Origin of the sequence: Bacillus sp. AFS023182 (assembly GCF_002560575.1) — a bacterium.
Lineage (GTDB): Bacteria > Bacillota > Bacilli > Bacillales > Bacillaceae_G > Bacillus_A > Bacillus_A arachidis.
This window is the reverse complement of the sequence record NZ_NTRO01000013.1, coordinates 19,458-45,603: the sequence shown is the minus strand read 5'-3', so window position 1 is coordinate 45,603 and position 26,146 is coordinate 19,458. Positions and strand designations below refer to the sequence as shown.

General features: G+C 36.2%; 26 protein-coding genes, 3 pseudogenes and 1 other annotated feature. Of the genes and pseudogenes, 12 read left to right on the top strand and 17 right to left on the bottom strand.

What is annotated here, in order from left to right:
* Nucleotides 1–31: 31 nt before the first annotated feature.
* Both CN288_RS06790 and CN288_RS06785 read right to left on the bottom strand, forming a co-directional pair.
* Nucleotides 32–814, bottom strand: coding sequence for a membrane protein insertase YidC (locus CN288_RS06790; protein ID WP_026594143.1), 783 nt, complete (start codon nucleotides 812–814; stop codon nucleotides 32–34).
* A gap of 28 nt (nucleotides 815–842) precedes the next feature.
* Complete coding sequence (locus tag CN288_RS06785; RefSeq protein ID WP_026594142.1) at nucleotides 843–1,127, bottom strand: hypothetical protein; 285 nt, start codon at nucleotides 1,125–1,127, stop codon at nucleotides 843–845.
* Nucleotides 1,128–1,376: 249 nt separating this feature from the next.
* Here CN288_RS06785 and CN288_RS06780 point away from each other — a divergent pair, with 249 nt between their 5' ends.
* Complete coding sequence (locus tag CN288_RS06780) at nucleotides 1,377–2,270, top strand: YitT family protein (protein WP_026594141.1); 894 nt, start codon at nucleotides 1,377–1,379, stop codon at nucleotides 2,268–2,270.
* A 94-nt stretch (nucleotides 2,271–2,364) separates the two neighbouring features.
* Here the strand turns inward: CN288_RS06780 and CN288_RS06775 are convergent, their stop codons facing one another.
* Nucleotides 2,365–2,634 carry a hypothetical protein gene (locus tag CN288_RS06775; RefSeq protein WP_026594140.1) on the bottom strand — a complete coding sequence of 90 codons (270 nt, stop codon included), beginning with the start codon at nucleotides 2,632–2,634 and terminating at the stop codon, nucleotides 2,365–2,367.
* A 361-nt stretch (nucleotides 2,635–2,995) separates the two neighbouring features.
* On the opposite strand from CN288_RS06775, the gene CN288_RS06770 reads away from it, so the two are divergent.
* Together CN288_RS06770 and CN288_RS06765 are read left to right on the top strand one after the other, a co-directional pair.
* On the top strand, nucleotides 2,996–3,382 hold the full coding sequence (locus CN288_RS06770) for a DUF3938 domain-containing protein (protein ID WP_026594139.1): 387 nt from the start codon (nucleotides 2,996–2,998) through the stop codon (nucleotides 3,380–3,382).
* Nucleotides 3,383–3,531: 149 nt separating this feature from the next.
* A complete protein-coding gene (locus CN288_RS06765; protein ID WP_026594138.1) occupies nucleotides 3,532–4,308 on the top strand; it encodes a hypothetical protein in 777 nt (258 codons plus the stop codon).
* Between the two features lie 172 nt (nucleotides 4,309–4,480).
* Here the strand turns inward: CN288_RS06765 and CN288_RS06760 are convergent, their stop codons facing one another.
* Entirely contained in the window at nucleotides 4,481–5,095 is a 615-nt protein-coding gene (locus CN288_RS06760; RefSeq protein WP_026594137.1) for a DedA family protein, read from the bottom strand.
* A 621-nt stretch (nucleotides 5,096–5,716) separates the two neighbouring features.
* On the opposite strand from CN288_RS06760, the gene CN288_RS06755 reads away from it, so the two are divergent.
* Nucleotides 5,717–6,619, top strand: coding sequence for an EamA family transporter (locus CN288_RS06755; protein WP_098302011.1), 903 nt, complete (start codon nucleotides 5,717–5,719; stop codon nucleotides 6,617–6,619).
* Nucleotides 6,620–6,644: 25 nt separating this feature from the next.
* Here CN288_RS06755 and metG read toward each other — a convergent pair whose 3' ends face one another.
* Complete coding sequence (gene metG / locus CN288_RS06750; RefSeq protein WP_098302010.1) at nucleotides 6,645–8,279, bottom strand: methionine--tRNA ligase; 1,635 nt, start codon at nucleotides 8,277–8,279, stop codon at nucleotides 6,645–6,647.
* Nucleotides 8,280–8,331: 52 nt separating this feature from the next.
* Nucleotides 8,332–8,605, bottom strand: a binding site (T-box leader).
* Nucleotides 8,606–8,718: 113 nt separating this feature from the next.
* Here metG and CN288_RS06745 point away from each other — a divergent pair.
* A pseudogene (locus CN288_RS06745) lies at nucleotides 8,719–9,539 on the top strand (class I SAM-dependent methyltransferase).
* Nucleotides 9,540–9,754: 215 nt separating this feature from the next.
* Here CN288_RS06745 and CN288_RS06740 read toward each other — a convergent pair.
* Nucleotides 9,755–10,840, bottom strand: a pseudogene (locus CN288_RS06740) (TIGR04053 family radical SAM/SPASM domain-containing protein).
* Between the two features lie 139 nt (nucleotides 10,841–10,979).
* On the opposite strand from CN288_RS06740, the gene CN288_RS06735 reads away from it, so the two are divergent.
* A complete protein-coding gene (locus CN288_RS06735; RefSeq protein WP_000076465.1) occupies nucleotides 10,980–11,294 on the top strand; it encodes a metal-sulfur cluster assembly factor in 315 nt (104 codons plus the stop codon).
* A gap of 157 nt (nucleotides 11,295–11,451) precedes the next feature.
* On the opposite strand, the gene CN288_RS06730 is transcribed toward CN288_RS06735, so the two are convergent.
* From CN288_RS06730 to CN288_RS06715, 4 genes are all read right to left on the bottom strand, one after another.
* Nucleotides 11,452–13,101: a M4 family metallopeptidase gene (locus CN288_RS06730; RefSeq protein WP_139265615.1), complete on the bottom strand. Its 1,650-nt coding sequence runs from the start codon at nucleotides 13,099–13,101 to the stop codon at nucleotides 11,452–11,454.
* A 156-nt stretch (nucleotides 13,102–13,257) separates the two neighbouring features.
* On the bottom strand, nucleotides 13,258–13,956 hold the full coding sequence (locus CN288_RS06725; RefSeq protein WP_026594132.1) for a pirin family protein: 699 nt from the start codon (nucleotides 13,954–13,956) through the stop codon (nucleotides 13,258–13,260).
* 52 nt (nucleotides 13,957–14,008) lie between these two features.
* Nucleotides 14,009–14,416: a MarR family winged helix-turn-helix transcriptional regulator gene (locus tag CN288_RS06720; protein ID WP_026594131.1), complete on the bottom strand. Its 408-nt coding sequence runs from the start codon at nucleotides 14,414–14,416 to the stop codon at nucleotides 14,009–14,011.
* 114 nt (nucleotides 14,417–14,530) lie between these two features.
* Complete coding sequence (locus CN288_RS06715) at nucleotides 14,531–14,965, bottom strand: DUF3920 family protein (RefSeq protein WP_026594130.1); 435 nt, start codon at nucleotides 14,963–14,965, stop codon at nucleotides 14,531–14,533.
* Nucleotides 14,966–15,178: 213 nt separating this feature from the next.
* On the opposite strand from CN288_RS06715, the gene CN288_RS06710 reads away from it, so the two are divergent.
* Nucleotides 15,179–15,619: a Dps family protein gene (locus CN288_RS06710; RefSeq protein ID WP_090694909.1), complete on the top strand. Its 441-nt coding sequence runs from the start codon at nucleotides 15,179–15,181 to the stop codon at nucleotides 15,617–15,619.
* Between the two features lie 432 nt (nucleotides 15,620–16,051).
* Nucleotides 16,052–16,267, top strand: coding sequence for a hypothetical protein (locus CN288_RS06705; protein ID WP_081811126.1), 216 nt, complete (start codon nucleotides 16,052–16,054; stop codon nucleotides 16,265–16,267).
* A gap of 28 nt (nucleotides 16,268–16,295) precedes the next feature.
* Here CN288_RS06705 and CN288_RS06700 read toward each other — a convergent pair whose 3' ends face one another.
* Nucleotides 16,296–16,874 (bottom strand): TIGR00730 family Rossman fold protein, encoded by a 579-nt coding sequence (locus tag CN288_RS06700; RefSeq protein WP_035415749.1) that lies wholly within the window; start codon nucleotides 16,872–16,874, stop codon nucleotides 16,296–16,298.
* 73 nt (nucleotides 16,875–16,947) lie between these two features.
* On the opposite strand from CN288_RS06700, the gene CN288_RS06695 reads away from it, so the two are divergent.
* The 3 genes and pseudogenes from CN288_RS06695 to CN288_RS06685 all read left to right on the top strand — a co-directional run.
* Nucleotides 16,948–17,271, top strand: coding sequence for a MazG nucleotide pyrophosphohydrolase domain-containing protein (locus CN288_RS06695; RefSeq protein ID WP_026594126.1), 324 nt, complete (start codon nucleotides 16,948–16,950; stop codon nucleotides 17,269–17,271).
* 55 nt (nucleotides 17,272–17,326) lie between these two features.
* Nucleotides 17,327–17,833 carry a ferritin gene (locus CN288_RS06690; protein WP_026594125.1) on the top strand — a complete coding sequence of 169 codons (507 nt, stop codon included), beginning with the start codon at nucleotides 17,327–17,329 and terminating at the stop codon, nucleotides 17,831–17,833.
* Nucleotides 17,834–17,874: 41 nt separating this feature from the next.
* Nucleotides 17,875–18,212 (top strand): annotated as a pseudogene (locus tag CN288_RS06685) (DUF418 domain-containing protein); the annotation flags it as partial.
* Between the two features lie 42 nt (nucleotides 18,213–18,254).
* On the opposite strand, the gene CN288_RS06680 reads toward CN288_RS06685, so the two are convergent.
* Together CN288_RS06680 and CN288_RS06675 are read right to left on the bottom strand one after the other, a co-directional pair.
* On the bottom strand, nucleotides 18,255–19,436 hold the full coding sequence (locus CN288_RS06680) for a NupC/NupG family nucleoside CNT transporter (RefSeq protein ID WP_026594124.1): 1,182 nt from the start codon (nucleotides 19,434–19,436) through the stop codon (nucleotides 18,255–18,257).
* Nucleotides 19,437–19,878: 442 nt separating this feature from the next.
* Nucleotides 19,879–21,315: an alanine/glycine:cation symporter family protein gene (locus tag CN288_RS06675; protein ID WP_026594123.1), complete on the bottom strand. Its 1,437-nt coding sequence runs from the start codon at nucleotides 21,313–21,315 to the stop codon at nucleotides 19,879–19,881.
* Between the two features lie 326 nt (nucleotides 21,316–21,641).
* Here CN288_RS06675 and CN288_RS06670 point away from each other — a divergent pair, with 326 nt between their 5' ends.
* Nucleotides 21,642–22,280 (top strand): NAD(P)-dependent oxidoreductase, encoded by a 639-nt coding sequence (locus tag CN288_RS06670; RefSeq protein WP_026594122.1) that lies wholly within the window; start codon nucleotides 21,642–21,644, stop codon nucleotides 22,278–22,280.
* 28 nt (nucleotides 22,281–22,308) lie between these two features.
* Here CN288_RS06670 and CN288_RS06665 read toward each other — a convergent pair whose 3' ends face one another.
* From CN288_RS06665 to CN288_RS06650, 4 genes are all read right to left on the bottom strand, one after another.
* Nucleotides 22,309–23,211, bottom strand: coding sequence for a thioester domain-containing protein (locus CN288_RS06665; protein ID WP_026594121.1), 903 nt, complete (start codon nucleotides 23,209–23,211; stop codon nucleotides 22,309–22,311).
* 139 nt (nucleotides 23,212–23,350) lie between these two features.
* Entirely contained in the window at nucleotides 23,351–23,911 is a 561-nt protein-coding gene (locus CN288_RS06660; RefSeq protein WP_026594120.1) for a biotin transporter BioY, read from the bottom strand.
* A gap of 143 nt (nucleotides 23,912–24,054) precedes the next feature.
* Entirely contained in the window at nucleotides 24,055–24,894 is an 840-nt protein-coding gene (locus tag CN288_RS06655) for an aldo/keto reductase (RefSeq protein WP_026594119.1), read from the bottom strand.
* A 16-nt stretch (nucleotides 24,895–24,910) separates the two neighbouring features.
* Entirely contained in the window at nucleotides 24,911–26,074 is a 1,164-nt protein-coding gene (locus CN288_RS06650; protein ID WP_170833707.1) for an MFS transporter, read from the bottom strand.
* Nucleotides 26,075–26,146: the final 72 nt, after the last annotated feature.

Sequence of the window (26,146 nt, the reverse complement as noted above, 5' to 3'; positions counted from 1 at the left end):
AAAAAGCCACTCCTAAATGAGTGGCTTCCTTCTATGCATTTTGTAATTGTCCTTCTTCACGTTCCATCACTTTTCTGAGTACAATCATTTGTGTCATTGTAAATAGATTACCTGTAATCCAATACAAGACAAGTCCTGATGGTGCAGCAAATCCCATAAATAAGATCATTGCTGGCATCATAACTTGCTGCATTTTAAGCATTGAAACCTGCTCTCCTGCTGCTATATTTGACTGCATAATTTTCATTTGAATAAACGTGGTTAACGCTGCGATAATCGGTAAAATATGATACGGATCTGCATGTCCTAAGTTTACCCATAAAAATGAAGATGTACGAATCTCTTCAGTCCGGCTAATCGCATAATACAATGCTGAGAAAATTGGCATTTGTATAAAGATTGGCCAGCACCCAGCGAGTGGGTTCCAACCGCCTGCTTTCATTAGTTCTGACATTTCTTTTTGATACTGTTTTTGTTTTTCAATATCTTTGCTTACATCACCGTGCTTTTTCTTTAGCTTCTGCAATTCAGGCTGCATTTTTTTCATTTTCATTTGACTGCGATATTGCGAAACAGCTAATGGAATCATCGCTGAACGAACCACAAGCGTAATGATAATGATTGCAATACCAAAGCTTCCGCTAGGCACATGATGAGCAACAAATTGAAGCATAAATGAGATTGGATAAACAAAATAATGGTCCCAAAGCCCTGCACTATTTGCATCAATTGGACCGCTATTACTACAACCAGATAAAACAAAAACAAATAATAATGATAAACTAACGAGCACAGCTCGGTATGATTTTAACATGTTCATTCCTCCAATGTTTCGTAATTATTTAGCGAAACATTGGTGTATACGGACCGACCTCGTCACTCTCTCCGCTCGATTCTTGTCTACGAACCGAACGAACCATTCCATATTTATAGAAAATAGAAAAGAGTGGAACATTATTGAGACTATCTTCACATGTATCAACTAGTGCAAACGCTTTTTGTCTACCACTTGATGTTTGTTGACGTACAAAACGAGAAACATTAGTGAGAAAAAAGACTTCTAATAAACAAAGCGCTGTCGTTACAAAAGATATATATAGAATTGCATCTTGCAATAAAAATTCCATCGCTTCACATCCTTAATAAGCTCATTTTAGCACATTCTTTGGATGTTCTCTATTTCCTTTTCTTTTCAAAATATGATACAAAATTCCATTGTATTCACTTCTTTTCTTATAACCACATATACCACCAATTAGGTTAGAATTTTCATAAATTTAAAACATTTTTTCATTACCATAAAACTATTGCCAGTTTTTGAAAAAAGCATTATTCTCTTCTTGTAATCAAAAATGAATATGGAGATGAAACATACTATGGGTCAATTAGGAGACACCGATTACGTTCCCGACACCGCCTTTTTATCCTTCCCAGCAGCTAGAACATTTCATTTAGAATTTGTAATACAGTTGATTGTTATTTTTATAGCTTCCATTTTGTATGCTATTTCAATGAATATGTTTTTTATCCCGCATAATATGATTAGCGGTGGTTTCGCTGGTGTGGGGATGATTATCGGTTATTTAATGCATTATAATATCGGTGCACTTATCTTTTTATTAAACATCCCACTACTTGTTCTAAGTCATTTTTACTTAGGGAAGAAAACAACTTTCTTAACAGCTTACTTCGTGGCAGTATCATCTGCAGCCATGAACATTATCCCAGTACATCAAGTTTCGAATGACATTTTACTTTCATCTGTATTTGGTGGTGTTATCTGTGGTGCAGCATCCGGAATTATATTCCGATTTGCATCATCCACTGGTGGTTTTGATGTTGTTGGATTGATTGTAGCGAAATATAAAGACATTTCAATTGGTGCCATTATTTTTGGCTTCAACCTAGCCTTACTTGTTGTCGCTGGCTTTATTTTCGGATGGGACATTACACTGTACACGTTAATTAGCCGTTTTGTTGCCAGCAAGGTAATCGATGCTGTGCATACAAAACACATTAAATTAACGATAATGACAATTACAGAAAAAGGCGAGGAAATTAAAAGCGCACTACTGCATCACGGCATACGTGGCGTAACAATGGTAGACGCTGTCGGTGGCTATACCAACCATAAGAAAAAAATGATTTATACTGTCGTAACTCGTTACGAATTAGGAGAAATAAAGCGTATCATTCGTCATGTAGACAATCATGCGTTTATGAATATTACAGAAACCGTTGAAATCGTTGGACGTTTCAAACGAATATAAGAAGACGCAAGGAATTACAATTCCTTGCGTCTTTTTTTACCTCATTACCAATGGCCGGCATGTTCGTTCATATCAATTACTTATGCCAGCTAAATTATGATGTATAAGTATTCGTTCCACTCAATAATCTTTGATTGTAATTATGAGCGGCAATTGCTCCCCAAACCATACAAATAAAATGTGTAACAAAAAGCCCTATACCAAATGTTACAATACCAACAATTAACTCAATAATAATCATAATAATTGCACCAATAATTGTTGAATACAACATTCCAAAAGAACCAAACAAAAACGTTAATACTAAAGAAATGCCTATACTTTTCGTAGGTGTAACTATGATATGCTGCTTTTGTGTCCCCATCTAATGCCCTCCCTTTTAAATTAACTAAAAATTCAATTAAATTAATTGTACAATAAAATGGAATATTAATCCATATACTTTATTTCTTAAAATTATTTTACACTTATTACAAAATCAGATAATTCTATTATTATTAAGCTAAATATGTTATAATACAGTAAGACTTACAAAAAAAGAAATGAGAAGTCAGGTATATTTCAGTTATAATTGTCACACCGTAAAAAAAAAAGACAACCATCTTAGTTATTCTTCTATTAATCTTTTATCAAAAAGATTCACACAATTAAAATTAACTTCTATTTACTTACTATACCTACCTTTTTGACTTCCAAATCATCTTATTACATAAGGAGATGAACATATGAATCAGCATATACGGTACATGGTAGCTGCCCTGTTTGCTATCATTGGAGGCATGATTTGCTTCTGGACAAACATTCAGCTTGGAGAACATATCATTTTTAATGGAATCGAATCCGCTGTAAGCGCTTCAATATTAGGCGGATACATTTTTTTCCTCTTTAATCCAGAAGAAAATGCACAAAAAACAATGCTATTAACAATGATCGGAATCGTTGGGGGATGTATTTCCTACTCAATGACAAACTATACATTACCACTTCAATTAAGCTCAGCTGTCTTCCACGGTCTTTGGACTTGGTTTATCGCCTTTTGCTTGGCAGATGTATTTAACCTATTGCAAGATTCTGAAGAAGAGAATAGCCGAGGAATCGAGAGCAATTCTTAATAAAAAGAGGCTGGAAGATAAATCTTCCAGCCTCTTTTTTATCAATTATAATTTCCATTTTGACATTGATATGTATCAAAAATAATTATGCATTCATATTAAAAAGTTCTATCTAATATATTTAAAACACATAATATGCGAGGTGAACTATGGATAAAAAAAAGATTTTTTCTGATCTTCTCATCAAACTTTGTGCCGCCTGTTTTCTCTCTTTTTCTGTTATACTTTTTTTCTTTATACAAGATAGCTTTGATTTCTATAAACTCTCAGCGTTATTATCTGCATTACTGTATAACCCTTGGTTCTATGCTCTCTTTTGCTATGCTATTTTGTGCTCATTCATTATTGATAAACTCGCTCTAAAACAAACAAACATTACAAAAAAAGCATTACTGTATATCATTTTTGGTTATCTATTTTTTCTTCCTTTTCCGTTGTTTAGTAGCGATCCATTTATCATCTATTTCATTGCAGGTTCAATTGGAGCAATATGTGCTCTTTTCTTTTACTTATGCACATATATCGCTCAAAAAGCAAAATGGTTTCGCTATAGTATCCCTATTCTCATTCCCATTTTATTTATTACAATTGCAGCAATCGATTTTACAAAGAAGGAACAATGGGTGGAACACACGACAGAAAATGAATTTGAAGCAACCTTCTCCTATTTTAATGGGAAACATAAAATCCCTATTTATGCTAAAGAGGGAGCAATTATTGAAATGAATGTTCAATTTTTAGTTGGGGGAAATAATAGCTATGGTCATGGTCTCCACTTTGCTAGTGAATTTAACAAAAACGTACCTGTTTCCGAAATAAATACAGATACTTATCAACTCGCAGCAACAAAAACAGGAACCTATTATATTGTAGTTACCGGTGAAAACCTTACAGGTAAAATAAAAGCAAAATGGAACATACATTGAACTACCCCCACCTAGCTTCCCTATTTCTCTCTGAATCTTGAGGCGGGGATTTTAGGATAAAAAGCATAAGCGGCTCGCTCAGAATGTGAGGGGATGGAGCTAGATTTCAATAAAAAAGAACAGTGCTCGCTCGCACTGTTCTTCCAATTTTCGACATAGAATGGATTCCATATTAATTTACACTTTGTACAAATACGCGTTTTAATTGTTTACGGAAACGAACGCCTAACGTAACCGCTACAATAACGATGACTCCGAAGATAATTTTTCCAATGTGCTGTTCAAGCAATCCAAAAATATCATGTAAGTTTCCACCTAACCAATAACCACCAATTAAGAAGAAAGATACCCAGAATAGTGCACCAGCGTAAATCGTCATTGCAAAGCGACGGAACGGCAAATTAATAATCCCTGCAAAGTATCCTGTAAAGTGACGTACGCCTGGAATAAAGAATCCGATAAAGATAAGGAAATATCCATATTTATCAAACCACATTCTTGTTAAATCAATTTTTCTTTGTGTTAAAAACACATACTTCCCATATTTCTGTACAAAAGGCATACCTAGTTTATTTCCTAAAAAGTACTGAATTGTCATCCCAACACTTGTACCAATAAATGACAAAATAATTAAAATAGGTAAGTGCAAATCTCCTTTTTGCGCCAAAAACCCTGCGTATGCTAGTGTTGGCTCTCCAGGAAACGGAAGGGCAATATACTCTAATAGCAAGCCAAAAAGTACTACACAATAACCGTATTGCTGAAATAACTCATGAATCCATTCCATGTCGATCTCTCCTTTTCGCTCTTATCTACAGCATCCACCATCACGTACGAACTGTTATTATTATTGTATAAAAAAATTGTCGAAATAACTATCACAATAGCTTACATTTAGCTTACATTTTTGTAAGGAAACTACCAAAATAAACTATATTCATGCAAAATTCCCTAATAACTATTATATATTTTCGTTTTTTTCCATTTTTCCTTCATTATGTATGAAAAAATAGCGTTTTTCGTCATTTTCCTCACCGATAATTCTATAAAGCTTCTTATTTTATGGAATACACGTAACTTCTAAAGAAGCACAAAGACTTGTGAAAAACATTACATGTATTTTATATTGAAAATGTAAAAGGGATTGCTATAAACTACAATCAGACCTACTTTGATTTTCAAGCGTATAAGTCGCGACTATGAAGAACAAACTGTAACCTGCTCTCGTTTTCTTTTTTTGGTTCACTTGGCATGGCGCAGAAAAGGATCTATCAGTTTTTAATTATTCTATACCCAAACTCACACCCTTTTGTGAGTGGCGGAATTTTGTAGAGTTTTTACTCTGTTTCGTTCGCCCGTTGTCCTTTATTGGACAGCGGGCGTTTTTTATTTATAAAGGAGGATTTTTATGGAGAAATTTAAGTTTTCATTATTAGTTTTATTTGGCGCCTGCAGCTATGGCGTACTTTCGACAATTTTCAAACTCGGCTTTATGAATGGTTTTTCTGCGCATGAGCTATTAGGTGGACAATATGTATTTGGCTGGATTGGACTTTTATTACTTGTTCTATTCTTCTCTCGTCATAACATCTCGAAAAAACAAACATTTTCTTTATTAGCTGTCGGAACAACAATGAGCATGACCGGAATTTTCTACGCAATTTCTGTAGAAGAATTACCCGCTTCTATCGCCGTTGTTTTACTTTTTCAATTTACATGGATTGGGGTTGTCATTGAAGCCGTCGCTAACAAAACGTTACCAAGCCGGGAAAAGGTAAGCTCGATTCTCATTTTATTTGCCGGAACATTATTTGCAGGTGGCGTGTTTGAAGGGCTCGGACAAAACTTCTCTACAAAAGGCATTATCTTTGGACTATTAGCCGCTGTCTCTTTTTCTTTTTATATCTTTGCTAGTGGACGCGTTGCTACAACTGTACCACCGTATACAAAAAGCTTCCTTATGACAACAAGTGCTACACTGATTGTTTGCTTAATCTTTCCTCCAACCTTCTTAACAGACGGTGCCTTGCAGGCTGGATTATGGAAATATGCTTTCTTCCTTGGATTTTTCGGTGTTATTGTACCAGTTATTTGCTTCTCAATCGGTGTCCCAAAAGTAGGAACAGGACTTGGAACGATTTTAGGTGCTGCTGAACTACCAACAGCAATCATCGCTTCTATTACACTTGTTCATGAAGTCGTATCGCTATTGCAATGGCTCGGCATCATTTTTATATTGATTGGTATTTTTACACCGCAAATTCTTACAGCACGAAGAGAAAAGAGACGGAACGTGGAACAAAGCGCCTAAAAAAAGAGCACATCATGTGCTCTTCTTACTTTAATGCTCCGTATAGCTTTTCTATCTCTGTTTCAATTTGCTTTATATCAATTCGCTCAAACAATGGCTGCACATGACTGATTCGCTCTGGCAATGTATTTTCGCATTTCCAGTTCACACTTGTAATTGATAATATATCCCGCACTCTTTCACTAGAAAATGGTAAAAACGGCTCAAGTAACTGCGCAAAATTCACAATGAAATATACACAATGAGAAATTGTATCTTCACAAGCAATAGGGTCTTCCTCCCTTTGTTTCCAAGGCGCTCGCTCATCAAAATATTTATTTGCAAAGCGCACCGTTTCAAATATTGTTTCCAGCGCTACTTTAAAATGAGCCTGTTCAATTGCATCTCCTACTTTCTGATATAATTCCTCTATTCTTGCTTTCAGCTCTACATTTACTTTTCTATTCGGTACTACACCGTCATAATACTTCTCAATGAATTTCAGTGTACGGTTCACAAAATTCCCATATGCACCTAGAAGCTCACTATTGTGACTATAAATAAATTCTCGCCAAGAAAAATCTGTATCACGATTTTCTGGTGCATTAATCGTTAAGAAATACCGAATCGAATCTGAATCATACCGCTCTAATATATCAGGTACCCATACAGCCCAGTTTTTACTTGTTGATAACTTCCGTTTCTCGACCGTTAAATATTCATTGGATACAATATGACGAGGAATTGCCTTTTCTCCGATTCCAAATAATACAGCTGGCCAAATAATAGAATGGAACGGGATATTGTCCTTACCGTGCACATAATATGTCTTCGCATTACTACTCCAGAACTCCCCGTCATCTTCCCCTGTTTCTTCAGACCATCGTTTACTTGCTGAATAATAACCTGAAACTGCTTCAATCCACACGTAAATTTTCTTATCCTCATATCCCTTCACTGGAATTGGTACTCCAATTGGTAAATCACGTGATACAGCCCTGTCCTGTAATCCTTCTTGTAAGTAACGCTCCGTTAATTGAATGGCATTATCACGCCATGTTCCTTTTTGTTTTGCAGCTGTTACTACATCTTTCATCTGTTCTTGAAATTTATGCAATGCAAAATAGAAATGCTCTGTTTCCTTAACTGCTGGCGTATTTCCACATAGCTTACACTTCTTTTCTAATAAATCAAGTGGATCTAAAATGGCCGAGCAAGCATCACATTGATCTCCGCGCGCCGGTTCATGACAATGTGGACAAACTCCCTCTACATATCGATCTGGTAAAAATTGTGCACACGTTTCGCAGTATGCTTGTTCCACTACCTTTTTATAAATAAAACCTTCTTCTAATAAACGTAAGAAAATCTTTTGTACTGTTTCATGATGGTGCTGCGCATCTGTACGCGTATAACAATCATACGTAAAACCAATCTGCTGAAAACATCGCTCAAACTCTTCATGATAATAATCAGCAATTTCTTTTGCAGTAACCCCTTCTTGTTTTGCCCGAATGGCAATCGGTGTTCCATTACAATCGCTTCCTGATACGTAAAGAACGCGCTCTCCTTTTGCTCTATAATAACGCGCTAAAATGTCCCCTGATAACAAGGACGCAACATGCCCAAGATGTAAAGATCCATTCGCATATGGCCAAGCTCCTCCAATAAAAATACTCACCTTACATTCCTCCTTTTAAATATAAAAAAGCCCCGCCCCTATCTTTTAAAAAGATAAGGGCGGGGCTGTATAAACAGTCGCGGTACCACCTTATTTCGCCAGCTATTCACATAACTGACCTCATCAAGTACGGAGCAATCGTATGCTCTTATACTGTGATTTTGATAACGAGAACCAACTCTCGTCGCCGCCTACTATTACCATTTGATAAGTTCAGGACGAAGCTCAAAGGCCATTGTTCAAATGAACATTCTTGCTTCTTCTCAGCTTCCGAAGCTCTCTGGAAAGAATGGTTTCACTCTACTTTTCCTTTTCAACGCTTTTCATATATAACACGTATTTTACGACTAAAATACAGAAAAATCAAACTTTTATTCGAAAAAAGGAAATATAAAATCCCTTCCGAATATTTATATGTTCAGAAAAGGGAGTGATTTCATTGAATCAACAACAATTAAGCACCGCCAATAAAAAAGGCTGGAGTGCAGCTGCTTATGAAGCGTGGACGAATCGGCACGGTACTCCACAGGAATACGCAAAGAAACTAATGCAAAATCCCGCTCGTGAAGTAGCCTACTACTTACCTTACATACAGAATCTCCAAGGGAAACGGATCATCAATTTACTCGGCTCAAAAGGAAATAAAGCTGTGGCATTCGCATTATTAGGCGCTGACGTAACCGTTGTAGATATTTCTGAAAGCAACGCAAAATATGCAACTGAACTAGCAGATGCCGCGGGAGTATCTATTGAATATATCGTTTCAGATGTGTTAGAAATAACACCTTCTCAATCATTCGATGTTGTGTTGCTAGAATTAGGTGTACTTCATTACTTTTTAGATCTCAAACCACTTTTTCAGCTTATCTCGGGACTACTAAAAAATGGCGGTACTTTTATACTTCGTGACTATCATCCCCTTTATACAAAATTATTAGCAACAGACGATCCAAAATTTAAGGCAAACGGAGATTATTTTTTTGAAGAAATTATTGAGGATACTGTTGCTTATAGCAGCCTACTTGATAAAACGAAGCAAGAAACACTACCCAAAACACTAATTCGTCGCTGGACGTTAGGAGAAATTATTACAGAAGTTGCCGGAGCGAACCTGCACATTGAAAAGTTTACTGAAGAGCATGGTCCGCACCAACGATGGGTCTTTCCTTCTTCAGCCCCAGAAGGAATTGAAGAACGCATCCCTGGTTTGTACACATTAATTGCTACAAAATAATGCAAAAAGGATCCTTTCACGGATAGGATCCTTTTTGCATGCTTAACGCATATAAGTTGAGGTTGGAGATTACCATAATTCTGTAGAATAGGACACAAGGTATTTCAACATTTTGTCTCTGACTTACGCAGTCAAAAGGGGTATGACCAACATAACGAAGAGTAATGTTTTGTTGATATTGATAATCGTTATCAACTAATTAGAAGTATACATGATGTTTTTTTAAAACACAATAGGATTTTCATATTTTTCTTCGTAAAACTTTCGGTACATATACACAATATGGCTCACTTTCTAAATAATCACCCGTTATTGCATACGCTCTAGAGCGCGAACCACCACATATATAGCGGTATTCACATTTCCCGCACTTCCCTTTATAGCTATCTGGATCACGTAAAGCTTGAAAAATTGGAGAATCACGATAAATATCCCGTAAACGCTGCTCTTTCACGTTCCCAGCTTGAATCGGTAATAATCCACTAGGATATACATCGCCAATGTGTGAAATAAACACAAAACCATTCCCATCATTAACTCCTTTGGGTGCTCGTCCTAAACCATCAATTTTTCCAGTTAAACCATTTTACAGTGCATCTTCATAACGAATTTTCCGATTATTTTTTTGCTGCATCACAACGCGCCGGTAATGCTGAGCAGCCGTTGTCTTTATATCAAATGAAGCCTTTTTCCCTATTTTATATAATTTGTGAAATACAAGTTCATGTTCTGCCGGCGAAATCATATCATCTATATTTCCTCTTCCAGTTGGAACAAGGAAAAATACGCTCCATAGCACACCACCTAATTGTTCAACAAGTGTTGCCATCTCCTCTACTTCATGAATATTGTACTTAGAAATGGTTGTATTAATTTGCACAGGAATCTGTAATTCATTTAAATATTGAATCGCATCCATCGTAAGCTGAAAAGATCCTGCCGTGCCGCGAAAACGATCGTGTGTCTCAGCTGTAGCACCATCCACACTAAAGGCCCAGCGTGCAAGTCCAACTTCCTTTGCCTTTTGAATGGCCTTTTTCGTCACATTCGGAGTCGCACTAGGCGTCATCGAAACACGTAATCCTTTTTGCACTGCATAATCTGCTAGCTTATAAATATCTTCTCTCATAAGCGGGTCCCCGCCTGAAAAGACTAGCATCGGCTGGTTCATTTCATATATTTCATCAATTAATTTCTGTCCCTCAAGAAAAGTTAATTCTCTCGGATCTCTCCTATACTGCGCTTCAGCTCGACAATGCAAGCATTTTAATTCGCAAGCTCGTGTAACTTCTCATATCACAATAAAAGGATTTTCATCATAGTTCATTTTCAATCTTGCTCCTTCCTACATACTTATAATCAGTATAGGGAAGATTCTAAAAAAACACTGTGAGCTATTTCACTGCATCTTTATTTTATTTCCTTTATAATGAGAATGGATATCATTAATGTTAGGAGTGTTGTGCATGTCGCAAGAATTCGAAGAGAAGTTATATGCCAATTTAGAGGCTGTTATCGATCCTGAATTAGGTGTAGATATTATCAATCTTGGTTTAGTATATGATGTGACAGCGGATGAAAATAATAATGCCGTTATTACAATGACGATGACTTCTATCGGTTGCCCAATGGCCGGACAAATCGTGTCGGATGTCAAAAAAGTATTATCAACAAATGTACCTGAAGTAAATGAAATAGAGGTTAATGTCGTTTGGAATCCACCTTGGTCAAAAGAGCGTATGTCACGTATGGCAAAAATTGCGCTAGGTATTCGCGATTAACATCACATAAACATAACAAGCTAAGAAGGATGTTTTCTATTTAAACATCCTTCTTAGTTTTTATCCCTTGTAAAACGCAATAAAAAAAATCCCCTGTAGCTTTTACAGGGGAAATAAGGTAGCTTATCCATTAAAGAACGATACACATACTATTTTGCTATTTTACACCAACTGCATCATAAGCCTTCGTTACAGCTTGTACTTCTTTAGAGTTTTTACCATATAAATCTTCTGCAGATTGAAGTGCAGCTTGGCGCATCATTTTAAAGTTAGAGTTTGCTGTTAAATATTTTGTAAGAGCTCGGTAGTAAATTTTTTCTGTCGCTACGCGTCCCACGCCATTTACTTTCACACCATAATGAGTGCCACCTTCAGACACTAAATATGCAGCTTTATTATTAATACTACTGTTAATATGAACGCCGCCATTATCATATGGACCAGTGTAGCGCTTGCTGTAATGATCTGGGTAACCTTCACCAGGTTTTAATGGATTCGGAATAGATGCTGGATCACTTAGAGAACGAAGTGCATCACCTTCGATACCAGGTGTATAAATGTCAGCACCTAACTGCCAGCTTTTCTTCTCGACCATTACACCCATAATATCAGATAACGATTCATTTAATGCACCTGGCTCATTTTTATAAACAAGGTTCGCCGTATGCTCTGTTACAGCATGTGTTAACTCATGTCCAATAACATCTAAGCCTGCAGATAATGGAATAAATGTTTTTCCATCTCCATCACCATACATCATTTGCACACCGTTCCACGCAGCATTATTCCAACTCTCTCCTACGTGAACAGTAGAAATCAGCCTTGCACCTTTATTATCGAAAGAATTACGGTTAAATGTCTTTTTATAATAATCATATACTTTTCCTGCATTTACATGTGCGTCAACAGCCGCTTTATCTTCAAAAAACTTTGATTTACTTTCTACTTCTTCACCTGTATATCCAAACCATTGTGAGAAAATATTAAACCAGTTCTCATCCATATTTTGTGCATCAAACGTATGAACACCATTTCCTCGTTTTCCATCAAACAAGTTAAATGCTCCTGTTTTTTCATCTTGAGCAATTTCAAATGATTGCTTGTTTCCTAGAACGCCATATCCAAAACCAGTAATATGATCGATTGCATTATATTTCTCAATCACATTTCCATTCGTTGCATCAACAAAGTAATGCCAGTAACCTGGAGCTGGTTTTGAAACAGATGCTTTTACAAGGTATGAAAGGTAATATTGCCCATCCTTTTCATACACATATAAATCTTTTTTAATACCATCATATTTATCCACTTTGCCAATTTCTTTCTCAATATCGGCTTTCGCAACATCTACCGCTTGCTCATCAGTAATGCTAGCTGTAGCTGGAATATTTTTATCTTCTAAATTCGGGATAACTTGCCCGAAGAACGCTTTTACATTATTGTCTTTATCAAGTGTAACTGTTTGATCAGATCCATATACAGGAACATTATTATGTTTCTCAACTAACTTTACATGTGTTGTACCTGATTCAGCATCCTTTTCTTCCCCGACAATATTAAAATGTTTGTCAATATTTCCTGCTAATTTAAACATATCCTTCTTACTCTCTAAATATTGAAATACTGTTTCTTTTTTATCTAATCCTTCTGGCGCTTTCCATTCCTCACCTATGTAAGCTGGTGTTTTAAATTCTTGGTGATATTGAATTTGCTGTTCTTCCGCTTGTGTTTTTGTTGCTCCAAATGCTCCAAAACCTCCAACGATAACGGATAAAGCTAATGCTGATGAAACGACTTGCTTTTTCAATCTAACACTCCCCATTCCCCAAAAATTTTTTTAACACTTTTATACATTTCGAAAAAAAATATATATTTCCTTCAAAAAAATATTGAGAAACAGTTTTCTTGCAATTTATTCCAAAAAAGGGAGTATCTTGTTAGACACTCCCTTTTCCTTCATTCTTTATTGTTTTTTCATCTCAATCGCTATATAATGCGATTGCTCTTTTGCTTGAATACGAATATCTTCTTCAACTACTTCTGCTGCATCACGCATTACAAGTGTCTCACCATTTATAACACCACTTCCTTCAATTTGCACAAGATAAACTTGACGACCTTCGCTAACAGGGAAATTAATTTCTTTTCCTGCTTCTAAAGAAAGTGAATATAAATTTGTATCTTGATGAATCTCAATTGCTGCACCACCATCAATTGGAGATACCATATGGAACCAATTATTTTCACGTTTATTCCAATCAAACTTGAACTCACCGTAGTTTGGTGTGTGTCCTACGCGGTCTGGTAAAATCCAAATTTGTAATAGACGTAATGTCTCATTTCCTAAATTATGTTCACTATGAAAAACACCTGTACCAGCGCTCATATATTGTACATGTCCACGCTCAATTGTGCCGCGGTTCCCCATGCTATCTTGATGTGTTAATGCTCCATCTACAACGTAAGAAACAATCTCCATATCACGGTGCGGATGCATATCAAATCCTGTTTGTGCTGCTACTAAATCATCATTAATCACGCGAAGCGCCCCGAAGCTCATATTATCTCGATTGTAATAATCTGCGAATGAAAAATGAAAATGTGTATTTAACCAACCGTGATTTGCTCTTCCCATATTTTTATGATCAACTTTTTTAAACATATCCTTCACCTCATGTTATCTCGAATTCAAGATATTTATTTTAAATTTTTTATTATAACTTTCGAAGTAATTCTAATAATTGTTTTTGCTCATCGCGATTCAGCTTACAAAATTGTTTTGCTTGAAACATCTCCTGCGTTGGAACAACCTCTTCATATAAAGCTCTTCCCTCTTCTGTTAACGAAAGATATTTCGCAGTACCTTCTTGCTCTCTTTTCACAAAACCGAGCTGTTCCATTTTATTTATAAGTTGCGTGATGTTCCCTTTTGTAACAAATAGCTTTTTCCCAAGCTCTTGCTGTGTTAATCGATCTTGTCCTCCAATTTGTGCTAGCACATCAAACTGAGCAGCAGATAAACCCCATTTTTTCAAATGCTGATTTGTCTCTCGGACACTCCTATTATAAAAGCGTGACAAACGAAACCATAACAATAACCCAAGTCTTTCTTCTGTTTTCATTCCATCACCTCGCTTGCTTGATGTCTTTAGTTTAGAACTAAACTTTAAAATTGTCAATAACTTTATTTTAGTAAGTTATAAACGAAAGCATAGCAATCACCCCATCACTATGCCTTAACCTAATTTTCTTCTCATATATTCATTCATTTTACGCTCTGCAAATGCTCGGGCATCCTTTTCAATCCAACGAGCTTCGTACGCTTCTTTTCCAATGTATAATACATTTTTCTCATGTTGCATGGAATGCCTGAATTCATGTAGTAATGTTTTGAGCACTTGTTCATATTGTTCCCACATACAAATAAAAATCATTTGTCTTTCTTTATGATAAAAACCGCTTAAAGGAAATAAGAATTCTTCTTCCTCTTCCCCTAAGTTTACAAGCACATTATTTGTATCACACGTATCGCAAAAAATAACTGGAATTTCGCGTTTCTCAATAAGTGAAAATATATCATTTTTCACCCGCTGAATATCCCACGGAAACTCTGAGTCCAGCACATACCAATTTCCAGCTTGCTGATATACGTTTTGAAGTTGGAGTTCCATTAACCTCCATTCTCCTTTCTAAATTCCCTTTTCCTATACATATGCCACAATGCGATAAAAAATAAACATATATTGCAATGTAACATGACATCTAGTTTCAAAAAATGTTCAAAAATAATGTTTGGAAAGGGTTGATTTATACAAATTACTAGATTATAATAATTATAAATTAGTAAACGATATAATATAATAACTCAAAGGGAGATTGATCATATGAACACACAAGTAATCGAAGTATTAAACAAACAGGTAGCAGACTGGAATGTATTATTCACAAAACTACACAACTTCCATTGGTATGTAAAAGGGCCTCAATTTTTTACACTACATGAGAAATTTGAACACTTTTATACAGAAGCAGCTCAACACATTGATGAAATTGCAGAACGTATTTTAGCAATCGGCGGTAAACCAGTAGCAACAATGAAAGAATACTTAGAACTATCTTCTATTCAAGAAGCGGTTTACGGAGAAACTGCAGAAGGGATGGTCGAAGTAATTATGAAAGACTACGAAATGATGCTAGGCGAACTGAAAAAAGGTATGGAAATCGCACAGGGCGCTGACGACGAAATGACATCTGACTTACTACTTGGTATCTACACAGAACTAGAAAAACACGCTTGGATGCTACGCGCATTCTTGAATCAGTAATATATTAAAAGCGGAGCCGACTGTTTAGCCCTGACGGATAAGGTTCTTCCGCACAGAAAGTGTTCTTTACTTTCTCGTGCGGAAGGTTCTTAGACGCGAAGGGCTAGGAGGCGGAGCTGGATACTATTAAAAGCGCAAGCGGCTCGGTCAGAATAGGAGGGCGTTGGAACTCCTGATTCAGAGGCGCTTTTTGCCTCAGATGAAGGAGTGAAACGACCGACTGTTCTAGCCGCTGGAGCTGGATACTATTAAAAGCAGAGGTGGCTCGTTTAGCTCTGATTGGATAAAATCCCCTCAATTCACTTGAGGGGATTTATTATTATATCGATATATCCTAACCATATTTATGTTAAAATATAGAAAATAACATTCTAATAGTTACGTCTAAACAATACTTTTCCAAGTTCATCATTTAGGTAATATCACCATCAAATGACGGGAGTGGTTCAGTTGAAAGACTATTTGATCCGAGTGTTTTTCGCTTCATTAGCTGTTGGAATTACTTTCATAATAGCCAATATTTTAGGCATAAACTTAGATGTAGAAAGCTATCCTTTTCTTATCTGTATCGCGATACTTGGTGGTTGGAGTGGCTGGTACTTATATAAAAAATCTATGAGAGATAAATCTAAAGGCATTCCGAAATGAACGGAATGCCTCTTTTTTATTCATCTTATTATGATAACTGCTTCCACTTATTCCCCATAACAGGTCTCTTATAATTTTTCATGTGGAGCAATAATTCTTCTGCATTATCCGCCGAAACAATCAGCTCTTTATTCGATGGATTCATAAACCCTTCTTCTGCTGCACGATTAACCATTTGCAAGATTGGACCGTAAAAATCTTTAATATTCAATAACCCAACTGGCTTGTCATGAATACCAATCTGTGACCAACATACAACCTCAAATAGCTCTTCAAATGTTCCATACCCACCTGGCAGTGCAATAAATGCATCTGCAAGCTCTCCCATTTTTGCTTTGCGCTCATGCATCGTTTCCACTTCAATTAATTCCGTTAATCCTTCATGAACAATCTCTCCGCGAAATAAACCACGAGGCATAACACCTGTGACACGTCCGCCTAAACGTAACACTTCATTTGCTACTTCCCCCATCAAACCAACACATGAACCGCCGTATACTAATTCACAATCATTTTGAACAAGTAGTTCGCCAAGCTTAATTGCTTGTTCCCTAAATTCAGGTCTCTCTCCTAAATTAGAACCTGCGAACACACAAATCTTTCTCATACCTACACCCCGAAACTATATATTGTTATGATACAATAAATATTGTACAACATATTGGAGGGATGAAAAAGAAGTGAATATAGTCGAATTTCAAAGATGGGTAGAGGAATTTTACGAAAAACGAAGCTGGTCACAATATAACTCTTTTATTCGCCTAAATTTCTTAACAGAAGAAGTAGGCGAAGTTTCACGCGTTGTACGCGCCATTGAAATTGGACGCGATCGCCCAGATGAACAAACAAAGCAAGTAGAAGAACTAAAGATGGAATTAAAAGAAGAACTTGGGGATGTACTTGCCAATCTCATTATTCTTTCTCAAAAATATGATTTAGACTTACAGGATATTATGAACGCACATGTCGAGAAACTGTCTAAACGTTTTCAAGAAACAAACTGAGAATATTTATCAATTGTGATATAATATTCCCGACATGATACAAAGGAGGGAATTTATGTTATCTACAAAATTACACGACGCGCTTAATGATCAAATGAACTTTGAATTTTACTCTGCCCATGTTTATATGGCAATGGCTGCTTATTGCACGGCGGAAAGCTATGATGGGTTTGCAAATTTCTTTCTTGTTCAAGCAGAAGAAGAGCGTTTCCATGCAATGAAACTTTATAATTATATTAATGACCGCGGAGAGCGTGCCATTATTACTGGATTCGAAAACCCAAACAACGAATACAAATCTGTTTTAAGTGCATTTGAAATCGCACTTGAGCATGAGCGTGAAGTAACAAAACGTATTTACAACTTATCCGATATCGCTTGGGATGAGCGTGAACACGCGACAATTACGTTCTTAAAATGGTTCGTTGACGAACAGGTTGAAGAAGAAGCTTCTTTCGATAGCATCATCCAGAAACTAAAACGCATTACAAATGATTCTAACGCTTTATTTATGTTAGATGCGGAATTGGAAAAACGCACATTTACCCCTCCTGCTGAGTAATATCCTTATCACCTTAACTAGTTTGTTAAGGTGATATTTATTTCACAGTAAAGATCTTAGAACTATTAACAAAACAACCGCTTCTCATTATGTTAAAAGACAATGTTACACCAATAAGCATGGCCCTTTTTTACGGAAGCTCGATTATGCTAGTATTTCATCACAAAAAGGCATCGCCTTTACTAACGTATATGTCTTATATGGGGAAATCAGCTACTTCTTTAGCATTATATTAACAGTTGTCATTTACGTCATCCAATTATACGCTAGTACCTATTGGTTACAAAGGTATCGCATAGGGCCAGTTGAATACGTATGGCGTCTTGATACATATTTTAAAAGGCCTGCTTTTACACGTAAGTTAAAGAAAGTAAATTAAACAAAAAAAGCAATGAGCATCTCGCTCATTGCTTTCCTTATTTTATAGCATAACCCCAACGATAACCGCTGATAATATACTTACTAACGTTGCACCATACACAAGTTTTAATCCGAAAGAAGATACAACGTTCGCTTGTTTTCCATCGATACTCTTCGTTGCACCTGCGATAATCCCGATAGATGAGAAGTTTGCAAATGATACAAGGAAGATCGATAAAATACCTACTGTACGAGCTGATAAATCGCCAGCTACTTTTCCTAAATCAAGCATCGCAACAAACTCGTTTGTTACTAATTTTGTTGCCATAATTTGTCCTGCTTGTAGCATCTCTGATGTTGGAATACCCATAATAAATGCTAATGGCGAGAAGATATAACCTAAAATACCCTGGAACGTAATACCAAAAACAGAATCGAATAAACCGTTAATTGCTGCCATCAATGCAATGAATCCGATTAACATTGCTGCTACCGTAACTGCAATAGAGAATCCAAGCATAATGTATTCGCCTAACATTTCGAAGAACGTTTGCTTCTTATCTTCTTCTAATTCTAAGATATCTTCTTCTTCACTAATATCATAAGGATTAATAATATGAACGATAATGAATCCACTAAATAAGTTTAATACAAGTGCTGTTACTACATATTTTGGATCAATCATTTTCATATAAGAACCGACAATTGACATCGATACCGTTGACATTGAAGATGCGCAAAGCGTATATAAACGATTTTTTGGTAATTTGCTTAATTGATCTTTTACTGTAATAAATACTTCACCTTGACCAACAATCGCTGCTGCTACTGCATTATATGATTCTAGTTTTCCTAAACCATTAACTTTACTTAATACGAAACCGACTGCTTTAATAATAATTGGTAAAATTTTAATGTGTTGCAAAATCCCAATTAATACTGCTAAGAAAATAATTGGCAATAATACTGTTAAGAAGAAAGGTGCTTGTCCATCATTCGCTAGACCACCAAATACGAAGTTAACCCCTACTTCTGCGTATTTTAGAATAGCACCAAAACCATCTGAAATCCCTTTTACTAACACATACCCAATCTTTGTATTTAATAAGAAGTATGCCAATGCTAATTGAAGAACAAGCATAATTGCAATTGGTTTATATTTAATTTTCTTCCGATCTGAACTTACAAGGAAACCTAGTACAAATACAGCAAGTAAACCGACTAGAAACATAACTAGTTTCATATGTGAATCCTCCACTTTCTATGAGTTATTGGTTGTCCAACGAATGACGTCTGACCATTGATATTAAAAAAAATAAGAACCCCTAAATACTATTTACTTTACAATGTAACCTAAAATCAGTAAGCGTTTACACAAATTGCAATTTATTATTAGTAGTCTCTTCTTCTCTACTCGATTTAAAGTATGAAAATGATACCACCTATAAATCAAATTGTAAGCGTTATCTAAATGAATTGCAATATAATTTTTTCAATAAATTATATGTTAATTTATCCCTTCTGAAAGAAAAAAGAAATGAGCGTATGCTCACTGCTTTTTTTGCTTATAACATAACACCAACAATAAGTGCTGATAAAATACTCACTAACGTTGCACCACATACAAGCCTTAACCATTCTAAATAAAAAAAGAGCATCAAATTTTTTCTGATGCTCTTCCCTTATTATACAGCTTGTTCTTCTTTTTCTTTTGTTACCCTAGAATCTCCCCAGCACTCTGTGTTTTTTAAACCTGGAATAGAGTCTGCATGGAAGACTGGATCTTTCCCTTGTTTCTTTTGTTTCACATAGTCTGCCAATGCAGCATATGCAAATCGACCAAGAAGTGTAATCGCAATTAAGTTTGTGATTACCATTAGCCCCATAAATAAATCTGCCATATTCCATACGACTTGAAGTGTCGCAACAGAACCGAATAATACCATTCCCACTACCGCAATACGGTAAATCATTAACCAAGTTTTACTTTGTTTAATGAATTCAATATTCGTTTCACCATAATAATAGTTTCCTAGAAGTGAACTGAACGCAAATAAGAAAATAATAATCGCTAAGAAGCTACTTGCCCACGAACCAATCTGAGAGCTTAGCGCCATTTGCGTTAATTCAATACCTTCTAAATTTGTTGCCTTATATGCACCAGAGCATAATACGATAAATGCTGTTGATGTACATACTAAGAATGTATCTACTAAAACTCCAATTGTTTGAATAAATCCTTGTTTAGCTGGATGCGTTACATCTGCTGTCGCAGCCGCATTCGGTGCACTACCCATACCTGCTTCATTCGCAAATAGGCCGCGCTGGATACCATACTTCATTGCCGCTCCGATACCGCCACCTACAGCTGAATCTAAACCAAATGCACCTTTAAAGATTTCTGTAAAAACATCTGGTAGCAAGTAGAAGTTTTTAATAACAACAAAAAGAGCCACTCCAATATAAATAATTGCCATTGGTGGAACAATCATTTCTGACATACGTGCAATACTTTTAACACCGCCAAAAATAATAACCGCGACTAATGCAGCTAATACAAACCCAACAACATAGCGCTCTAAACCGAAAGCATTCTCAAATGCTAATGTAACTGTATTCGCCTGTACTGAATTGAAAATTAAACCGTAACTAATTGTGATAAGAATAGAAAACCAAATTCCCATCCAACGCTTATTTAAACCTTTTTCCATATAATAAGCAGGGCCACCACGGAACCCACTGCCATCTTTTGTTTTATAAATTTGTGCAAGTGTACTTTCTACGAAACTTGAAGATGCCCCAATGATTGCGATTACCCACATCCAAAATACTGCGCCAGGTCCTCCCATAGAAATCGCTAACGCTACACCAGCTAAGTTACCGATCCCAATGCGGGCTGCTGAACTCATACAGAAAGCTTGGAAAGAAGATACGCTGCCCTTTTTGCGTGTCTTTCCAGTTAATCCATCACTCATCAAACGCACCATTTCGCCTAAATGGCTAATTTGTACAAATTTCAATTTAAAAGAAAAATAAAGCCCTAGACCTATTAACATTGCGATAAGAATATATGACCAAAGAATCGTATTCGTTGATGAAACGAACTGTTCTAAAATGTTCATACGATTAGTCCCCTCCCTTTTCTCCTCATAAATTGAATTATATTTAAAAAATATCCAAAAATCAACATTTTTCGACAGGTTATTACTTCCAAATGTTAGGTTTTATAACACAACCATGTCACTTGTTAAGAAATATGACTCGTTATTTTTAAAAGCCTACATGCTACTTGAAGAAATATTTTTGATAAACAAAGCGATTGACAAAAACCACCTGTTGTAACTATACTAGTTACAACAGGTGGTGTCACCTCTGCTTAACGATATCGATTCATTATTACACATATATTTTTAACATTAATTCTATTAAACATTCGGAGGTATATATTATGAAAATTGGAATTATCGGAGCAAGCGGAAAAGCTGGAAGTCGCATTTTAAAAGAGGCTCTTGATCGCGGTCACGAAGTTACTGCAATCGTAAGAAACGCAGCAAAAATTACAGAAAATAACGTGAAAGTTTTAGAAAAAGACGTATTCGATCTTACTGCTGATGATCTTCAAGCATTTGATGTGGTTGTAAATGCATTTGGCGCTCCAGCAGGAAGAGAATATCTCCATGTAGATGCAGGTAACGTATTAATCGAAGCGATGAAAGGTGCACCTAGCACAAAATTACTTGTTGTTGGTGGTGCTGGAAGCTTATTTGTAGATGATGCAAAAACAACGCGTGTATTTGAAACACCAGGTTTCCCAAACGAATATCTTGCAACAGCTCAAAATCAAGGCCAAAACCTTGAAATTTTACAACAAACAAATGATATCACTTGGACATTCATTAGCCCTTCTGCACTATTTTCATTAGGTAAACGTACTGGTTCTTACAAAGCAGGTAAAGATCACCTTCTTGTTAACGCAAAAGGCAACAGCTATGTAAGTTACGAAGATTTCGCTGTAGCTGCACTTGACGAAATTGAAAATCCAAAACATGTGAACAAACGCTTTACAGTTGTTTCAGAAGCTGAGTAAAAAAGCGCTGGCAAACGCCAGCGCTTTTTTATCGTTTAGAAGGTTTATTCGGTTTCTGCGGAACTCCGGCCTTTTTCCAGCTTACCGCTAAATCCGGGCTTGCTTTTTCTTCACTACGTTCTAATAGAACAACCGCATCTTGAATTTTCGGTGTCCCCTTATGCGCGATACCTTGTAACTTTGTTAAAGTTCCTAATACTTTAAAGCTAAATTCACCAGATGGCGCTTGTTTTGGAATTAAGACGCGGAACTTTTCACCTACATTAAACTGTGTTTTTGTTTCACCTTGTTCATTCACAAATTTAACACCTTCAGGTGCACCAGTTGCCTGTACTTGGTACGTTCCACTTTTCGCATTTGTTTGAACCGTATATAAATCTGTTTGGAAGAACTCCCCTTCCAATACTGCTTCTTGCTTTTCTGATGGTGTAACACTCATCGTAATCTCTTGCACTTCTTCACTGCTCTTTGCTCTCGCAACAATATCTCTCATTACTCTTTCTACATTTTTATTACGAAAATCTAAATCATTAATATCCACTTGTCCCAGTGCATTCCATACAGCGAGCTGCGTCGCATAGTGAGCCTCTCTCCAATCAGACACACCCAATTCTTGTGGACTTTTTTGTGGGTATCCATTTAACAATACACGATACACGCCAATATCCACCTTACCGAGTTCAGGTAAATCTTGACCGCTTGGTGATTTCAAATCTACATTTAAGCAGAATGCAATTTTCCCATCTGCTGTTTTAATAAGCTCTGTTCGGATTGGTTTCTTTTTTGATTTACTATAACTCCAATCCATTTGATACTTTGTATGATCCATAACTACTGCGAATGCTTGTTGAAGTGGGAATAATAAGTTCGCAAATACCAATAATAGACCAAAGAAAACAGCCAATAATTTATACGATGGTTTCATATTCATGTTCACAACCCCTTATAAAATAACAAATTTACTACTACATAGTATTTAGTTAGAAAAATTTTTTATGCATTGCATTCACTTAGATTCCTGCAAAATAAAAAAGCATAGGCTGCCCTATGCTTTTTCATTTCAAAATTATTCAACTTTCTTGAAGAAGTAGGTTTGAACGTACTAATGCTCCTCGCACCTTAATTCCAATCCATGCTGCTAATGCAGCTTTTATTACACCTACAATAAGGAAGGGAACAAAACCACCCATGAACGCCGCTTGCCACCCTAGTGATGCTACATACTTTAAAAATACAGTTCCAATTGTTAATGTCACGAGCATCCCTAAAATATTTGCCATTAATGAGTTCCAAAATGTAAGTTTTGTTTTTTCCGTTAACAAACCAATTAAAAAAGCAGTTGGGATGAAGGCTAATAAGAAGCCACCTGTAGGACCGAATAAAACAGATAAACCGCCACTAAACCCCGCATACACAGGAATTCCAGTTGCACCAATTAAAACATATAATAATACAGATAAAGTGCCATAACGTGAACCTAAAATTGTAGCAGTAAGACCAATCGCTAGCGTCTGTCCTGTTATCGGAACAAGCGGCAGTGGGATGGTAACTTGAGCCAAAATACCAATAATAGCAGCAAATAGTGCAGTCACAATTAGCATGCGAAAATGATTTGTACGATGATTATTCATATGTGCCTCCCCAGAAAAATTCATATTATAAATTTAAGATATCCTATTCAATATACGGAGTAAATAATTTTGTTTGAATATTTAGTTTTTACCAATTAAAAAAAAGGACACAAATTCTTTTGTGCCCTTCTCTCTTGTTCATTTTAGAAATCAAAATTATCCGGATCTGGACCAACGCGATGATTTTGATTTAACGCAGCAATTTTCTCCATATCTTCTGTTGCTAATTCAAAATTAAATATGTCCGCATTTTGGATAATACGGTGCTCTTTTGTTGATTTCGGAATGGTTACAATTTCATTTTGTAAATCCCAGCGCAGAATAATTTGCGCTGTTGTTTTTCCATATTTATCAGCTATTTCTTTTAATGTTTCGTTATCTAATAATTGACCTTGCATAAGTGGTGACCATGCTTCCATTTGAATACCTTGCTCTTTACAGAAAGCTTGTAATTCTTTTTGCGTTAAACGAGGGTGATATTCCACTTGGTTAATCATCGGTTTAATTTCGGCCCCTTCCATTACATCTTTCAAATGATGGATTTGGAAGTTACTCACGCCAATTGCACGTACTCGTCCTTCTTTATATAACGTTTCTAATGCTTTCCATGTATCTTTATATTTCTTTTCTACAGGCCAATGAACAAGATATAAATCTAAATACTCAAGCTCGAGTTTTTTTAGACTTTCTTCATATGCAGCTAACGTTTCTTCATACCCTTGATCTGCGTTCCATACTTTTGAAGTAATAAATAAGTCTTCTCTAGAAATACCTGCTTCTTTCATACCTTCACGTATTCCTTCTCCCACAGCCTTTTCATTCGCATAAATTGCCGCGGTATCAATGCTGCGATATCCTTGTTTAATCGCTGTTTTCACTGCATTAACAAGTTCTGGACCTTCTTCTACTTTAAATACTCCTAAGCCAAACCATGGCATTTCTACACCATTATGCAATACTGTTTTACTTTGTAAATTTTTCATTATATTTTTCTCTCCTTTATTTCACTTGATCTCTTTTTTCTAATGTCATACTCCACGCTGTTAAAATAACAGCGCCTACTACCATAATGCCACCTACCCAGGCTGTATGAATTAACCCTAACGAGTTCGTTACAATACCACCTAAATAAGCACCAAGAGCAATTCCTGCATTAAACGCTGCAATGTTAATTGCTGATGCAACATCTACAGCGCTCGGAACAAAGCGTTCAGCTAATATCACGACATATACTTGTAATCCTGGAACATTCATAAACGCGAATAATCCCATTAAAATAATCGTGATGAGCCCCGCCACCTTGAATGGCGCCGTAAATGTGAGTACAAATAGCACGATCGCTTGAATAAAAAACATATAGAATAATGCACGAATCGGATTATGGTTCGATAGTTTTCCACCAATCATATTTCCTATCGCAATTGCGATTCCATACACTAGTAAAATGATAGTAACTGTACTTGCTTTAAACCCTGTTATCTCCTGTAATAGTGGTGATAAATACGTAAATGTTACGAATGTTCCACCGTATCCTAATGCAGTAATGATGAAAACAAGTAATAGTCTTCCATTCGTAATCAGTTTGAATTGATCACGAAATGATACAGACGTACCTTTTTTTAAATTAGACGGAATTAGCATACTGTTGGCGATTAAAGCAACGATTCCAATTACTACAATCACCATGAACGATGCTCTCCAGCCGAATTGTTGACCAATAAATGTTCCAATTGGTACACCTGTAATGGTCGCAACAGTTAAACCAGTAAACATAAAAGCAATCGCACTGGCACGTTTATTCTCTGGTACGAGTGCAGCCGCAATTGTAGATCCAATCGACATAAAAACGCCATGTGCAAAAGCAGATACAACCCTCGCGATAAGTAGGACACTAAAACTTGTTGCTACTGCCGCAATTCCATTACCAATAATGAAAATAATCATTATCCACATTAATAACGTCTTTCGCGACATACTAGCTGTTAACGACGTTAATACAGGAGCGCCAAACGCTACTCCTAATGCATATAAAGAAACGGTTAAACCAGCTGTTGTAACTGAAACATGTAAATCATTTGAAATAGACGGCAATAAACCGACACTAATAAATTCAGTTGTACCAATGCCAAATGCACTAATTGCTAGTGCTAATAATGCAAACATACTTCTTCGATTCGTCTGAACTTCCGAAGATGATACTGTATATGAACTCAATTGAACTCCTCCTTATCACAA